The sequence below is a fragment of the Corallococcus aberystwythensis genome (genome assembly GCF_003612165.1).
GTDB classification, from domain to species: domain Bacteria; phylum Myxococcota; class Myxococcia; order Myxococcales; family Myxococcaceae; genus Corallococcus; species Corallococcus aberystwythensis.
Genome location: NZ_RAWK01000085.1, coordinates 20,127 through 34,010, shown reverse-complemented (window position 1 = coordinate 34,010; position 13,884 = coordinate 20,127). Strand labels below are relative to the sequence as shown.

The 13,884-nt window shown below is 69.9% G+C and carries 13 protein-coding genes; 8 read left to right on the top strand and 5 right to left on the bottom strand.

All coding sequences use genetic code 11. The features are described from left to right. Positions 1 to 1,233 (top strand): FadR/GntR family transcriptional regulator (locus D7W81_RS15970; RefSeq protein WP_244227234.1); only part of this gene is annotated, 1,233 nt, incomplete at its 5' end. 199 nt (positions 1,234 to 1,432) lie between these two features. Here D7W81_RS15970 and D7W81_RS15965 read toward each other — a convergent pair. From D7W81_RS15965 to D7W81_RS41985, 3 genes are all read right to left on the bottom strand, one after another. Beyond that, the gene (locus D7W81_RS15965) at positions 1,433 to 2,791 is read right to left on the bottom strand and encodes an alginate lyase family protein (protein WP_147445504.1); all 1,359 of its coding nucleotides are present in this window, start codon (positions 2,789 to 2,791) and stop codon (positions 1,433 to 1,435) included. Between the two features lie 33 nt (positions 2,792 to 2,824). Further along, entirely contained in the window at positions 2,825 to 4,273 is a 1,449-nt protein-coding gene (locus D7W81_RS15960; RefSeq protein WP_120556234.1) for a glycoside hydrolase family 6 protein, read from the bottom strand. A gap of 158 nt (positions 4,274 to 4,431) precedes the next feature. Further along, entirely contained in the window at positions 4,432 to 5,403 is a 972-nt protein-coding gene (locus D7W81_RS41985; protein ID WP_158621609.1) for a YybH family protein, read from the bottom strand. A 109-nt stretch (positions 5,404 to 5,512) separates the two neighbouring features. On the opposite strand from D7W81_RS41985, the gene D7W81_RS15945 reads away from it, so the two are divergent. Beyond that, positions 5,513 to 7,963 carry an acylase gene (locus tag D7W81_RS15945; protein WP_120556233.1) on the top strand — a complete coding sequence of 817 codons (2,451 nt, stop codon included), beginning with the start codon at positions 5,513 to 5,515 and terminating at the stop codon, positions 7,961 to 7,963. A gap of 90 nt (positions 7,964 to 8,053) precedes the next feature. Here D7W81_RS15945 and D7W81_RS15940 read toward each other — a convergent pair whose 3' ends face one another. Together D7W81_RS15940 and D7W81_RS15935 are read right to left on the bottom strand one after the other, a co-directional pair. Beyond that, complete coding sequence (locus D7W81_RS15940) at positions 8,054 to 8,641, bottom strand: regulatory protein RecX (protein ID WP_120556232.1); 588 nt, start codon at positions 8,639 to 8,641, stop codon at positions 8,054 to 8,056. Between the two features lie 126 nt (positions 8,642 to 8,767). Then, positions 8,768 to 9,694, bottom strand: coding sequence for an AraC family transcriptional regulator (locus D7W81_RS15935; protein ID WP_120556231.1), 927 nt, complete (start codon positions 9,692 to 9,694; stop codon positions 8,768 to 8,770). 100 nt (positions 9,695 to 9,794) lie between these two features. Here D7W81_RS15935 and D7W81_RS15930 point away from each other — a divergent pair, with 100 nt between their 5' ends. From D7W81_RS15930 to D7W81_RS15910, 6 genes are all read left to right on the top strand, one after another. Beyond that, positions 9,795 to 10,553: an SDR family oxidoreductase gene (locus D7W81_RS15930; RefSeq protein WP_120556230.1), complete on the top strand. Its 759-nt coding sequence runs from the start codon at positions 9,795 to 9,797 to the stop codon at positions 10,551 to 10,553. A 42-nt stretch (positions 10,554 to 10,595) separates the two neighbouring features. After that, positions 10,596 to 11,516, top strand: coding sequence for an SMI1/KNR4 family protein (locus tag D7W81_RS15925; RefSeq protein WP_120556229.1), 921 nt, complete (start codon positions 10,596 to 10,598; stop codon positions 11,514 to 11,516). Positions 11,517 to 11,636: 120 nt separating this feature from the next. Further along, complete coding sequence (locus tag D7W81_RS15920; protein WP_120556228.1) at positions 11,637 to 12,065, top strand: YciI family protein; 429 nt, start codon at positions 11,637 to 11,639, stop codon at positions 12,063 to 12,065. A 129-nt stretch (positions 12,066 to 12,194) separates the two neighbouring features. Beyond that, positions 12,195 to 12,473, top strand: coding sequence for a hypothetical protein (locus D7W81_RS15915; protein WP_120556227.1), 279 nt, complete (start codon positions 12,195 to 12,197; stop codon positions 12,471 to 12,473). A gap of 18 nt (positions 12,474 to 12,491) precedes the next feature. Beyond that, complete coding sequence (locus D7W81_RS42365) at positions 12,492 to 12,641, top strand: hypothetical protein (protein WP_158621608.1); 150 nt, start codon at positions 12,492 to 12,494, stop codon at positions 12,639 to 12,641. Positions 12,642 to 12,716: 75 nt separating this feature from the next. Next, positions 12,717 to 13,883, top strand: a complete 1,167-nt coding sequence (locus D7W81_RS15910; RefSeq protein ID WP_120556226.1) for a hypothetical protein — start codon at positions 12,717 to 12,719, stop codon at positions 13,881 to 13,883. Position 13,884 lies beyond the last annotated feature (1 nt).

The window sequence follows — 13,884 nt, the reverse complement described above, 5'->3', positions numbered from 1 at the left end:
GGGATGGTGAGGGTGGGGCTGGTGGCGTACGTGGAGGAGCAGCTCGAGCGGGACATTGCGCAGAGGAGGCTGCCGAGGAATGGGGGGTTGGCCTCGGAGCGGATGATGGCGCGCCGCTATGGGGTATGCCGGGGCACGGTGCGCGAGGCCTTGCGGCGGCTGGCGGCGAGGGGCTTGGTGGTGCTGCGTCCCGGGCGACAGGCGCGCGCGGTGGCGCTGGACGAGTCGCTGACGCTGGAGAACCTGGGGCTGGCGCTGCATGACGCGCGCCCCCAGGAGTGCCGGCGGCTGCTGGAGGGCTTCTTCAGCCTCAAGCGGCAGGTGCTGGTGGAGCTGCTTTCCGACTGCTGCGCGAATGCCTCCGCCGTGGCCCTGGGGCCGCTGGAGAGTACCTGCTACGCGCTCCAGGACGCGGCGCGCTGGTACCACCCCAAGGAGCGCTGCGCGCAGCTGGAATTCGAGTTGCTGCGGCTTTCTGCCCAGGTGGCTTCACGGCCCGGACACGTGCTCCTCATCCAGTCGCTGCAGCGGGCATTCCGGGGCATCGCGGACCGGCTGCTGCCCTTCATGGGTGGCGATGCGATGCGCCAGTGGGTCATCTGCGCGTTGGATGCGCTGTATGCGCGCGACGTGCAGGCGCTTCAGCAGCAGCTGCCGGCGCTGATGAAGACGTACGACGAGCTTGTGCTGGACCGACTCGCCCCCGTCCCTCGGGAGCAGGCGGCCCCCGAGGCCCACCGCGCTCAGGAGTGCAGCCTCGGCGCTCCCGTATCACCCACCAAGCAAGACGATGCGCCCGAGACACACCCCTGCGGTGAGACGCGCGGCCCCGGCGCCCCCGTGTCAGTCACCGAGCAGGACGAAGCGTTGGAGGCGCTCCCCTGCGGTGAGACACGTGGCTTCGACCACCACGCGCCAGCCAACGAGTTGCTCGGAGTTGCATCCTGTTCCCCGAGACAGGCCCTCTCCATTGAGCCCGACAGCGGAGCGCTGAGGTTTTCGGCTGCCCCGGCGCTCGCCCTTCGCGACCCCGGTGACGAGAACACCGGAGGGAACGTTACGGGCGCGGCTTCAGACAGCCTGTCCGACTGCCGGACGGGTTGGAACGCTTCGGCTCCAGCGGATGGCCTTCAGTCGGAGGCTTCACCCTACGATGCTCGCGGAGAAGCCCACGAGACGGTGTGCAAGGAAGGCGAACCGATTCATGGCAACACAGGTCCCCCGGATCGGTGAGCCGCGCGTCACTGGCGCATCCATGGCCCACGCCCCAGGCCCCTCTGCTTCGTGAGCGGCGACAGTCCTTTGCATCCTCTGTCGCCCATGAAAGCCATGCAGGCGCGCCCCTGATGGAGAGCGCCTGCATCCATTGAACGTGGGCACATCCGAGCCGTGCTTCCGCGCCGGGTGTGTCCACGAACGCATGCCGGGCTGATTAGAGGACCTCGCCTACCACCAGCGTGACGGGGCCGATGCTCTGGAGGATGTACTGGTTGCGCGTGCCCACCTGGATGACGCTCTTCAGCCGCGTCTCCGGCCACTGCGCGTAGCCCAGCTCGTACAGCCACCGGTAGTCCTTCGGCGGACCCTCGGAGGCCTGGGGCGAAGCGCGCTCGCCCAGGATGAAGGCCGCGTAGCGCGTGTAGGCCTTGTGGATGCTACCGCCGCCCGGGCCCGCGTAGTCCCAGAAGCCCGGCCGCGCGTAATTCACCTCTGCGTTGCGCGCGATGAGCGACATGGCCCACAGGTGGAAGAGCGAGTAGCCGATGGGCGGGTCGCGGAGGATCTTCTCCTCGTAGACGCGGCCCTCGTTGGCGGTGCCCGTGCCGGACTCGATGGCTCGGTTGATGACGTCCTTGATGAAGGACGGATTCGCGTAGGCGCCATTGCGGCGGTCCGTCCACGCCGTGCCGTCCAGCACGTATCCCGCGAGCGCGGTGTCCTGCAGCGCCACGGACGCGGCCATCAACCCCGCCAAGCCCCAACTGAGGTGGTTGTCGGAGCGGTAGCGGGTGAAGGCGCTGGAGGTGGGGTGCGCGTCCGCCCAGCGCGTCCATGCCTGGAAGCTGGAGTTGACCGCCTCCGCTGTCTTGCGCAGCCATTCCCGCACGGCGGCGTCGTCCGCGCTCGGGAGCGCGTAGCCGTTGCGTTTGAGCAGCACGTACGCGTCGCTGGCGTTGATGAGGCCGTACGCCTGGAACACGCCGTCCAGCGCGAAGTTCCACGGGCGGTCGGAGCAGTAATCTGAAGTCTGGCCGTCCAGCTTCGCCGCCGCGTAGTCCACGTGCAGGTCGTGCATGTTCACGGGCGTGTGCTGCGACGCCCACGTCTTCAGGAACAGCGCCGCGCGCGCCGCGTACTTCGTGTCCCCGCCGACGGCGTACTGGAGCGCCAGCGTGCGCATCCGGTCCGCGTCGTCCGTGAACTTGCCCGTCGCGTCCGCCAGCGAGTTGTCGATGCCGTCCGTGTCCGGGGAGCACCAGTGGTAGGTGATGGTGGAGACGTCCGTCATCCGGAACGGCTTGGGTGTGGCCGTCAGCGCCGCGTCCGCACGGCCCTTCAGGATGCGAGCGTTCTCCGCGTAGGGCGCTGTCGTGGCGGTGGCCCGCGTCCTCGCTCGGGTGAGCTCAGCGGCCGTGATGAAGATGCCTCCGCCCGCCGTGGGCAGCACCGTGGCCTCCGACTCCACCTGGGTCAGGGCCGTCTCCGTCGCGTCTTCCGGCCCGCAGGCCGTGCCACCCGCCACCACCACGCCCACCACCAGGGTCCGCAGCCACCGTGTCGCCATTGTCATGTCGTCAGTCCTGTCTGGAGGGGGAGAGTGGGCTCAGGTGCCGTCGATGAGGCGGTTCGCCAGGTCCGGGCTGAACTGTCCGGCGGGCGTGCCCGGAGCGATTCCGCACTGACCATCCGAGTCCCCCGGCGTCTTCACCCACAGGAGCAGCTCCGCGCCGCCGCCCGTCTGCGACGCCGTTCCCAGCTTGCGGCCCGCGGGGTTGCACCACTCGCCGTTGGAGCCGTTGCCGTTGCGGCTGGTGTCCACGACGTACTGCCGGGTGTAGCCGTAGCGGCTGTTCAGCGCGGCGTTCACCGCGTTGCCGTACGTGGTGGACTGCGCGGTGGGGTAGAAGTTGGAGACGTTGAGGGAGAAGCCTCGCACGTTGCGCACGCCCGCGGACTCCAGGCGCTGCGCCATGGTGTCGGCGGCGATCCAATTCGCGTTTCCGCCATCCAGGTACGTCCAGGTGTTGGGCGCACGGTCGCGCAGCTGCTCGGAGGCGTAGCGCAGCAGCCCCAGGCGCGTGGTGCGCTCCGCGTCGTTGGGGAGGCAGTCGAGCTGCGCGACGCCGTCCGGCTCCACGATGACCACCGCGGGCCGGTTGCCGATGCCCGCCGCGAAGGCGGCAATCCAGGCGCGGTACGCATCCGCGCTGCCCGCCCCGCCGCCGGAGTGGCTGCCGCAGTCACGGCCGGGGATGTTGTAGGCCACCAGCACCGGCAGCTTGTCCGCCGCGTCCGCCGCGGCCACGAAGCTGGACACCGCCTGGGTGATGTCGCCGCTCCAGTTGCCGAACCAGCGCGCCATCGGCTTCGAGGCGATGGACGCGTTGATGCGCGACGCGCGGCCGTCCCCACCGTTGTTGCGCACCCAGACCGCCGGGTTGGAGTTGGGGTCCACGTAGAAGCCGCTCGTCATCGCCACCGGGCCGGAGCCGGTACCGCTCTCCGTGGTGAGCGAGACGTCATCCAGCCGCACGGTGATGGCATTGGCCCGGCCCCCCAGCTGGAACGTCACCTGTCCCTGGCCCGACGAGAACGACGACGTGAAGGGGAAGGAGAACCGGCGCGACGTGCCGTCCAGCGTGAAGGACTGCGTGAGCGTGGACGCGTACGGCGCCATTTCCTGCTGCACGGTGGCGCGCGCGGTGACGGTGGCCGTGGCGGTGGCGGTGAACGCCAGCGTGTACGTCTTCCCGGCGGTGAGCGTCAGGCCGCTCTGGCCGACGATGGCGTCCCACGGGTTGGCCGTGTTCGCCGCCACGTCCACGCGCCACCTGCCGCCTTCCACGGACGACTGCGTGCTGGCGTTGTTCCACCACGGAGCCACCGAGCCGGAGTTGAAGGTGCCGTTGGTGAGCAGTTCGGTGAGCGCGGCCTCCTGCGCGGTGAGCGCGGGAGGCTCCGGCGTGACGGACCCGGAAGGGCCACAGGCCACGAGCGCGAACAATGGGACGAACGACAGCGACAACCGACGCACGGAGCGGGGGGTACGCATGAAGGGGGGAACTCCTCACCACGGGGGAGCTCCCTTCATGCGGCGCACCAATCCGGAATACAAGACTAAACGGCTATTTCAGCTATTGACGGAATATTGCTGAAACATTCACGCCAAGGGGCCGGCCGCGATGGTGCAGGCCCCTGGTGACACATGTGTCACGGCCCCTGGGGACCGGGGCTGGAGTTGCCGCCGTCGGTGACGTAGCGCCACTGGCCGTCGGCCTGCCGGCGCCAGACGGTGAGGTACTTCACGTGGTCCACCTCCGGCTGGCCCTGCTCGTTCTTGCCCGTCGCGATGGCGCGGCCCACCGTGTACGCGAGGTCGCCGGACCCGGCCGCGTCCCCCAGCACCGGCTCCCAGCGCAGGTCGATCTTGTCGAGCGTGAACGGCGCGTACGCCTTCGCGATGGAGTCATGGCCGAAGATGCCCGCGGCCCCCAGCGGCATGACCGCGTCCTCGGCGGCGTAGGCGGTGAAGGCCTTGCCCATGCCCTCGGACGTGGACATCGCGGAGAACGCGCGGTCCGCGGCCTTCGCCTCCTCCAGCACCTGCGCGGGCGCGAGCGCGCGCGGCGCCGCGGCCGGCTGCGTGGATGACGGGGTGAAGCCCGCGGGCGGCGTCATCGCCGTCTTGGCGTCGTTGCGCACGGCCACCACCACGCGCCACTGCCCGTCCGGCTGGCGCTTCCACGCGGTGATGTAGCGCCCGGCCGGCCGCACCGACGTGCCTCCCGACTCCACGGACGCGTTGCCCACCGAGTACCCCAGCGTCCCGTCCGCGCTGACGTCCCAGCGCACGGGCGTCCAGCGCACCTTGCCCTCCGCCTCCAGCGGGTGCGCGGCCAGCCACGCGCGGATGGCCTCCCTGCCCTTCTGCGCGTACACGCCCTCCACCAGCAGCACCGCGTCGTCCGCGACGAAGTCCGCGAACGCCTGCGCCGAGCCGGACTTCTCCGCCGCGTCCGACATGGCCTGGTCCGCCGCCCTCAAGCCCGCGCGCAGGTCCTCCACCGACTGGCGCGCCGTGCCCGTACCGGCCTCCGCCCCCGGCCCGGACGCCTTCGCCCCACCACACCCCAGGGTCCCCAACGCCGCGACGACGAGCGCGCCCGCGAACATCCGTTTCATGTGCTGGTTTCCTTTCGTGAAACACCGGGCTCGCGACGGCGCGATCCAGGAATGATGCGTTTCTACAATTAGAAGGGATTTTCTCCCCACCGTGAAAGGAATCCCTCGAATGGCTGGACGTAACGGAAGAACCGGAGGCGCCCGGGTGCTGCCGCTGGTGGCGCTGATGTGCGCCACGGCGTGCGAGCCGCGCGCGGCGGCGACTCCCGCGCCGGAAGGCCCCACGGCGTCGGTGAAGCTGGCCGCGGGCAGCCTCTCCGCCACCGTGCGCAGGACGGCGCACGGCATCCCCCACGTGCTGGCGGACGACTTCGCGGGCGTGGGCTACGGCTATGGCTACGCGTTCGCGCAGGACAACTTCTGTGAACTGATGGACGCGCTGGTGACGGTGAACGCCGGGCGCTCGCGCCACTTCGGGCCGGACGGCACGTACCTGGCGGCCCTGGGCAGCCAGTACAACAACCTCAAGAGCGACTTCTTCTACCAGGCCATCATCGACGACGGCACCGTGGACACGCTGCTGGCGAAGCCGCCGCCCCTGGGCCCGTCCCAGGACGTGCGCGAATTGGTGCGCGGCTACACGGCGGGCATCAACCGCTACCTGGCGGAGACGGGCGTGGACGCGCTGCCGGACGCACGCTGCCGGGGCGCCGCCTGGGTGCGCCCCATCACCGAGCGCGACCTGTACCTGCGCTATTACCAGCTCAGCCTCTTCGCCAGCTCCCTCTTCTTCCTGGACGCGCTGGTGGACGCGAAGCCGCCGTCCCTCTTGCCGGACGGCACGCTGCCCCAGCCGCTGGCCGTGCCCGCCTCGCTGGACCGCAACGTCTTCCCCCACTCCGAATCGCTGGGCCTGGGCAGCAACGCCTTTGGCCTGGGCCGTGAGGCCACGCGCAACGGCAAGGGCATGCTGCTGGCCAACCCGCACTTCCCCTGGGATGGCTCGGAGCGCTTCTACGAGGCGCACCTCACCGTGCCGGGCAAGCTCAACGTCTCCGGCGTGAGCCTGCTGGGCGTGCCCGCCATCCTGATTGGCCACAACGAGACGCTGGCCTGGAGCCACACCGTCTCCACCGCGTACCGCTTCACCCCGTTCGAGCTGAAGCTCGTCCCGGGCTTCCCCACGAAGTACCTGTACGACGGCCAGATTCGCGACATGACCACCCGCACCGTCACGGTGCAGGCGAAGGCCGCGGACGGCTCGCTCACGCCGCGCCAGCACACCTTCTACCGCTCGCACCTGGGCCCCATGCTGGAGTACCCCTCCGGCCTGATGACGTGGAACGGCCTCACCGGCTACGCGTTCCACGACGCCAACGCGTCCAACATGCGCCTGCTGGACGCGTTCTTCGCCATGGACCGCGCGGCCAACGTGGAAGAGCTGCGCACCGCGCAGGCCACCTGGCAGGGCATCCCGTGGGTGAACACCATCGCCACGGACGCGCAGGGCAACGCGTACTACGCGGACATGAGCGTGGTGCCGCACGTCACCGACGCGAAGCTGCTGCGCTGCGTGCTGTCCCCCATCCCGCTCTTGGTGCTCCAGTCCGCGGGGCTGCCGGTGCTGGACGGCTCGCGCTCCGACTGCGCGCTGGGAAGCGACGCGGACGCGGTGGCGCCGGGCATCTTCGGCCCGGGGAGCCTGCCGCAGCTGTCGCGCGCCGACTACGTGACCAACTCCAACGACAGCTACTGGCTGCCCAACCCCGCCCAGCCGCTCACCGGCTTCCCTCGCATCCTGGGTGGAGAGAAGAACGTGCGCAGCCTGCGCACGCGCATGGGCCTGAAGATGGTGCAGGGCCGCCTCGCCGGCACGGATGGCCTGGAGGGCCAGCGCTTCACGCTGGAGCAGCTCCAGACGGTGACGTTCAACAACCGCAATTACTCCGGTGAGCTGCTGCGCGACGCCGCGGTGGCGCTGTGCCGCCGCACGCCCTTCGTGCTGATGCCGGACCTCACCTTCGAGGACCTGCGCCCCGCCTGCCCCGTGCTGGCCGCGTGGGACCTCAAGGGCGACCTGGACAGCCGGGGCGAGCTGCTCTGGCGCGTGTTCATCTTCAGCGTGGCGGGCGCCACGGGCGGCCCGTACCTGGTGCCCTTCAACGCGAACGACCCCGTCAACACGCCGCGCACGCTCAACACCCTGAACCCGCAGGTGGCCCAGGCGCTGGGCACCGCCATCCGCACGCTGCGCGGGCGCGGCATCGCCCTGGATGCCACGACGGGCTCCGTGCAGGGCAAGCTCAAGAACGGCATCTTCTACCCGGTGCACGGCTGCAGCCACGAAGAGGGCTGCTTCAACCAGATCGCCAACCAGCTGGGGCCGGACAACACCTATGAGCCCGTCCTGGGCTCCAGCTTCGTCATGGCCGTGTCCTTCACGGACGCAGGCCCCGTGGCGAAGTCCGTGCTCACCTACTCCCAGTCCTCGAACCCGGCCTCGCCCTGGTACGCGGACCAGACGGCCCTGTTCTCCCAGAAGCAGTGGGTGGACCGGCGCTACACGGAGGCGGAGATCGCCGGTGACCCGGCGCTGACCGTCACGCACCTCCAGGAGTAGTCAAAGCCAGACACCAGTCCCTCGCGGCCCGGTGTCCGTCCGTCCCACGGGAGGGCGCCGGGCCGCTGTGTTTCATTCCGGGCGCGTCCCTCAGTCGCGGGGCGGCAGGTCGTCCGCGTTGCCATCGATGATGCGCTTCGCGATGGCGAAGGAGAAGCCCGCGCGAGCGAGCGCCGCCAGGTCCTTCTGGCGGTGATCCGCGCGCGTGCTGAGGTCGCGCCGGTAGGGGCCCAGCCGCTTCTTGCGCGCCCAGATGAGGGCGGCGGCGTCCTCGGAGACGTCCTGGGTGGCCTCCGCCAGCTTCTCCTGCACCAGCTCCGCCGCCACGCCCTTCATGCGCAGCTTCTGCGTGATGACGCGCGCGCTGCGGCCCGACGCTCGCAGCGAGTGCACGCGCGTCTCCGCGTAGGTCCGGTCGTTGACGAGGCCGTTGCGGATGAGCTTCTCCGCCAGCGCGTCCACCCAGCCCACGGCCTCCGCGCGGTCGGTGCCGTGGAACTTCACGGAGCGGTCCACCCGGCGCATCAGCACGCGCTTGAGCTGGCTCACCGTGGCCGCGTAGCGCTTGAGGTAGTGCAGCGCGGCGTTCTCCAGGTAGCGCTGCGACACCTTCCGGGGCGGCTTCGGCTTGCGAGGCTCCCGGCGGCGTTCGGTGTCCCTGTCGGTCGGATCATCCATGGCGGGACAGCTCTACCACCCGGGTCCGACCCAAGGGGCCGCGTCCGCCATCCCTCCAGGGTGCCCACCCGGGGCCCGGCTGCCCGGAGGCCCACCGTGACAGGCGCCAGCACCTGGTTGCCCCGCTCATCCGCGCGCCACCGCCAGGGTCACGGCTTCCGCCTGCTCTCGCACGTAATGAGTGGGCGGCAGTCCGGCGTGGCGCGTGAAGGCGACGCTGAAGGCGCTCGCGGAGCTGTAGCCCACCTTCTCCGCGACCTCGGCGACGGTGAGGTCCCTGCGCCGCAGCAGGTCCTTCGCCAGGGCCATGCGCCAGCCGAGCAGGTACTCCATCGGGGCCACGCCCACCGCGCGGCTGAAGCGCTCGAAGAACGTGGAACGGGACAGTGCGGCCTCCTTCGCCAGCTGCGCCACGGTCCACGCCCGGGCCGGGCGCTCGTGCATCCGGCGGATCGCGACGGACAGGCGTTCGTCGGAGAGCCCGCGCAGGAGGCCCGGCGACGCCGCGATGCCCGCCGTGGAGCGGAGCGCTTCAATGAGCAGCACCTCCATGAGGCGGGCGAGGATGACCTCGCGCGCGGGCCGCCGTTCGCGCGACTCGTCCTTCAAGAGCTCCACGAGGGCGGAGAGCCGCTGCTCGCCGCGAACGTGCACGAACTGGGGAAGGAGCGAGACGAGCAGGCTCGCGTCCGGCGAGGCGAAGGCGCAGTAGCCCACCAGCATCCGGACATCCGGCGGGCCATGGTGATCACCGTTCCTGATTTCACCATCGGGCAACACGAGGCGAGGCGTGTCGTGCCTTCCCTTCGGCGGCTCGATGCTCGTCGATGTGAAGTCGAACGCCGCGGGAATCAGGACGAAGTCCCCCTTCTCGAGGATGACCGGCTCACGTCCGTCAACCGCGAGGCGGCTCCGCCCCATGAGGACCGCGCAGTAGAAGGGCCTCCCCGCTTCCGCGCGCCGGACCCTCCACCGGCCCGCGGCACTGACGAGCTTTGAGAACGGAGCGCCCGGATGGAGCAGCGTGACCACTTCCGCGAGCGGATCGACCATGTCCGGACTCCTGCGAATGAAATCTGGACTCCCTGTTGTAGCACGTCCGATCCGCGCTCCGTATATCCGTCACCGAAGCCACCACCGCCCAGGAGACACCATGAAGACGATTCTGATCACCGGATGCTCGACCGGCTTCGGCCTCGAAACCGCCCGCTACTTCCTCGAGCGCGGCTGGAAGGTCATCGCCACGATGCGCACGCCGCGCGAGGACGTGTTGCCCCGCTCCGAGCATCTGCGTGTGCTCGCGCTCGACGTCAACGACCCGGAGAGCATCCGCAAGACGGTGGAGGCCGCAGGGCCCATCGACGTGCTGGTCAACAACGCGGGCGTCGGCCTGATGGGTGTCTTCGAGGGCACCTCGATGGAGACGGTCCGCGCCATCTTCGAAACGAACACGTTCGGGACCCTGGCCGTGACCCACGCGTTCCTACCCGGGTTCAGGCAGCGCAAGGCGGGGGTCATCGTGAACGTCTCGTCGAGCACGACGCAGAAGCCGCTCCCACTGCTCGCCGTGTACACCGCGAGCAAGGCGGCCATCAACGCGTTCACCGAGTCGCTCGCGCTGGAGCTCCAGCCCTTCAATGTGCGGGTGAGCCTGGTGATTCCGGGGCGGTCTCCGGAGACGCCCTTCGCCCAGAACGCACAGGCGCGGATGCGGGACCAGGGCGTCACCGTCCCCGAGGCCTACGCCGACTTCGTGCGGGGCGTCTTCGAAAGAAGGTCAGGGCAGCAGGCAGAGCCGTTCACACGGTCGCTCGACGTGGCGGAGGTCATCTGGCGCGCGGTGAACGACCCGTCATGCCCCATCCGCCAGCCCGCCGGCGCGGACGCCGTGGCCATGGCCCAACAGAGCTGAGCCCGGAGGGTATGCTCCAGGGGCCCGCCTCCCGAGGTCCCCATGCGCATGACGGTCCGGAACCCACCCTCGCTGCTTCTTGGAACCACGCTGCTGCTCTGGCTGGGCGCCGCGGGCCGCGTCCAGGCCCAGCCCGCGCCGGAGTCCCCCCGGACGACCGTCGCGCGGAGCAAGCAGGTCCCCGCGGTCCTCCAGGAGTGGCGGAAGTACAAGGACTGGCTGCGGCGCAACGTTCCGGACTACCACAAGCAGCTCAACGGCCCCGCCACCCTCGCGCAGATCCAGGCACTGGAGGCCGAGCTGGGCGTAGAGCTGCCCGAGGATTTCAAGCAGCTCTACCTGGAGAACAACGGTCAGCAGGACCCCTTCGTCGACGGCGGAAGCATGCTGGGACAAGCATTCCTCTCCCTCCAGCAGATCTCCTTCTTCTGGAAGCGGGACGTGCTCCCCGGAATCGAGGGGCTCGCGGACGCGGACTCGCAGACCCGTTCCTTCAAACCGGGAACGGTCCAGGACCACTTCCTCGTCCGCCAGTGGATTCCCCTCTTCACCGACACCCAGGGGGACTACCTCGGCTACGACTTCGCGCCCGGGCCGAAGGGACAGAAGGGGCAGATCATCAACTTCGGCACCCGCGAATACGTGCACCATGTCATCGCCAGGGACCTGACGGACTTCCTCCGGCGCATCAACGCGCAGCTGGCGAAGACGGACGTCAAGAAGGCCGTCTTCACGGACGAGAAGGGCACCCGGCTCATCTTCGGCTTCAGCTTTGAAGGACACCTGACGGATGACCTGGTGGCGCTGCAGACCCGGGGAGTTACCCGCGACGTGATCGACGGACCGACCCAGTTCATCATCCTGCCCACGAAGCAACCCGGCGCCCCCGCCGTGAAACAACAACTGCCCCAGGGCCAGCCCCCGCCGCAGTCGGAAATCCACGTCCGCTACCCCAAGCAGTGACCCTTCGCCGGTCAGCCGGGCGGATGCAGGAATCCTGAAGTCCCGTGTCGATCCGCCGCACGGCCGTTCGTCGTGGGGATGTAAGTCACGTCGAACATTCCCACGTCAGGAGTCACCCGCATGCGCTTCATGCTCATCCCCCGCCCGTCCACCCTGGAGCCCACGCACTCGGACGCCGCCTTCGACGAGGCCGTCTTCATCGCGCAGATGAAATTCAACGAGGAGATGCACAAGGCCGGCGTGCTCATCGCCTCCGAAGGCCTCAGCCCCTCCCCGGGCGCGCACGTCGTCTTCAAGGACGGCAAGTCCACCGTGAAGGATGGCCCCTACGCGGAGACGAAGGAGCTCATCGGCGGCTTCTACGTGCTGGAGGTGCAATCCAAGGAGGAGGCCATCGCGTGGGCCCGCCGCTATCCGGGCGGCATGGGCAACGACGACGTGATGGAGGTCCGTCCCCTCACCGGCGCCGGGGACATCCCGCCGGAATTGGTGGCGCTCATCGAGAAGGTGGCCCCCACCTGGAGCCAGACCTTCAAGAAGTCGCCGTGACGCGTCCGTGACGCGGGCGTCCCCGGGCCTGTCAGGCGGCCATGCCATGCGGCGCTTCCCCTTCCCGGACAGCCGCTCATCCAAAGACAGGACGGCGGTTGGACGGCGTACACGGACTGCTCGGGCTGGGTGAGCTACCTCGTGGGCCAGACGCTGCCATCGCAGTACGCGGCGGTGATGCGGTTCAAGACGGAGCGATTCCCCCGTGAGACGAAGTGGAACTGGCCCCGCGCGTTCGTCTGGGAGGCCTGGTTCCACACCCTGGCCCCGGGCGCGCCGTTCACCGCCGTGAAGGACCTGCGGCAGGTGCGGCCGGGGGATGTCATCGCGTGGTGCCTGGGCGACTGGTGCGACGCCGGACGCCTCCAGGCGCAGAACTACGACCCGCACGCGTACCAGCCCGGCTAGACGCCCACCTGTGGCGGCGTGGGCCCGGGCGCCATCCGCTTCCAGGTGAATGCCCGGGGCGCCCCCACAGGGTTCCAGTTCGGCCCCCGGGACGCCTTCCATCCCAAGCCTCCGGAGCAGGGGCGCATCTCCATCGGCCGGTTGGTGACGCAGCCGCCGGCGCGCTGAGCCTCCCCGCTCGCCCACCATGGGAGGAGGCCCCCGGAGCCTCCCCGACCCACACACGTCTATACTGCCGCGCGCATGGCCACCCTGCCCGCCCCCGCGCTCGAAGCCTCCGACGCCCCGGCATCCCTGCGCTTCCGGGGGCTGTGGCTCTTCTCGCCCCGGGCCGACCTGAGCATCCTGCTCCTGCCCACGCTGCTGCTCATCGCCTCCGTGTGGCTCGCGAGCCTCACCGGTGAGGACTCGCAGGGGTTCGCCCGGTCCATTGGCCGGTGGACGTCGCAGTACGTCTTCCTCAACGGCACCCACGTCATCCTGACCTTCCTGCTGGTGGGCACCCGGCGCGAGCTGCTGCACACCACGCCCTCCCAGTCCCGGCTGCTCGTGGGCGGCTCGGCGGCGGTGTTCGCGCTCACGTTCGGACTGCACTGGTACGCGGACACATACGCCCCGCTCCTCGCGCTGCTGCTCACCGCGGGCATCCACGTCCTCGCCGCGCACCACACGCTGTCGCAGGTGAAGGGGCTCTGGGCCCTGCACGCGCTCCGGGCCCGCGCCGCGGGAGCCCCGCCGCTGTCCGAGTCCGAGCGCACACTCCAGCGTCAGTTCGTCCCCGTCGCGCTGACGCTGATGATGCTCCGCTCGCTGGCCCTGCCCATCACCGACGCGCTGGGCTCACGGCCCATGGTCAACATCGGCCAGGCGGAGTCCGGCTCCCTGCCGCACGGCCTCACCTGGGTGCTGCTCGCCGTCTGGGGCGTCTTCGCCGCACGGCTGCTCTTCGCGCTGCGGGGGCCTCCGGGGCAGAGCGGCCCCCGGCGCGTGTACCTCCTGGCGCACGTGGCGGTGGTGGCGGTGTACCTCGTGTGGCCGCTGTGGGGCGCCATCCTGAGCGCGGGCATCCACGGCCTGGAGTACTTCTTCCTCACCGGCCGGATGCTCCAGCCCACGCCTTCGGAGACCACGGCCCGCCTGCGCGGCCCGCGCGTGTGGGCGGCGATGCTGGCCCTCATGGCGCCCATCATCCTGGTGGGCGTGGCCAACAGCCCCTTCGTCACGCTGGTGGACGGGGCGACGCAGGGCGCGGCCACGGCCTTCCTCCTGAGGCAGCAGCCGCTGTGGTCGCTGGGCGTGCTCGCCACCAACGGCGTGGTGCTGGCGCACTACTTCGCGGACGCGTTCCTCTACCGCTTCCGCATCCCGCGCGTGCGCGAGGTGACGCTGCCCCGCCTGGGCCTGGGCTGAA

Coding starts and splice junctions, on each gene's coding strand:
- D7W81_RS15925 (WP_120556229.1), top strand. CDS start 10,596: ATGCGCATGACGGTCCGGAACCCACCCTCGCTGCTTCTTGGAACCACG.
- D7W81_RS15965 (WP_147445504.1), bottom strand. CDS start 2,791: ATGACAATGGCGACACGGTGGCTGCGGACCCTGGTGGTGGGCGTGGTG.
- D7W81_RS15910 (WP_120556226.1), top strand. CDS start 12,717: ATGGCCACCCTGCCCGCCCCCGCGCTCGAAGCCTCCGACGCCCCGGCA.
- D7W81_RS15945 (WP_120556233.1), top strand. CDS start 5,513: ATGGCTGGACGTAACGGAAGAACCGGAGGCGCCCGGGTGCTGCCGCTG.
- D7W81_RS15940 (WP_120556232.1), bottom strand. CDS start 8,641: ATGGATGATCCGACCGACAGGGACACCGAACGCCGCCGGGAGCCTCGC.
- D7W81_RS15935 (WP_120556231.1), bottom strand. CDS start 9,694: ATGGTCGATCCGCTCGCGGAAGTGGTCACGCTGCTCCATCCGGGCGCT.
- D7W81_RS15920 (WP_120556228.1), top strand. CDS start 11,637: ATGCGCTTCATGCTCATCCCCCGCCCGTCCACCCTGGAGCCCACGCAC.
- D7W81_RS15960 (WP_120556234.1), bottom strand. CDS start 4,273: ATGCGTACCCCCCGCTCCGTGCGTCGGTTGTCGCTGTCGTTCGTCCCA.
- D7W81_RS15930 (WP_120556230.1), top strand. CDS start 9,795: ATGAAGACGATTCTGATCACCGGATGCTCGACCGGCTTCGGCCTCGAA.
- D7W81_RS41985 (WP_158621609.1), bottom strand. CDS start 5,403: ATGAAACGGATGTTCGCGGGCGCGCTCGTCGTCGCGGCGTTGGGGACC.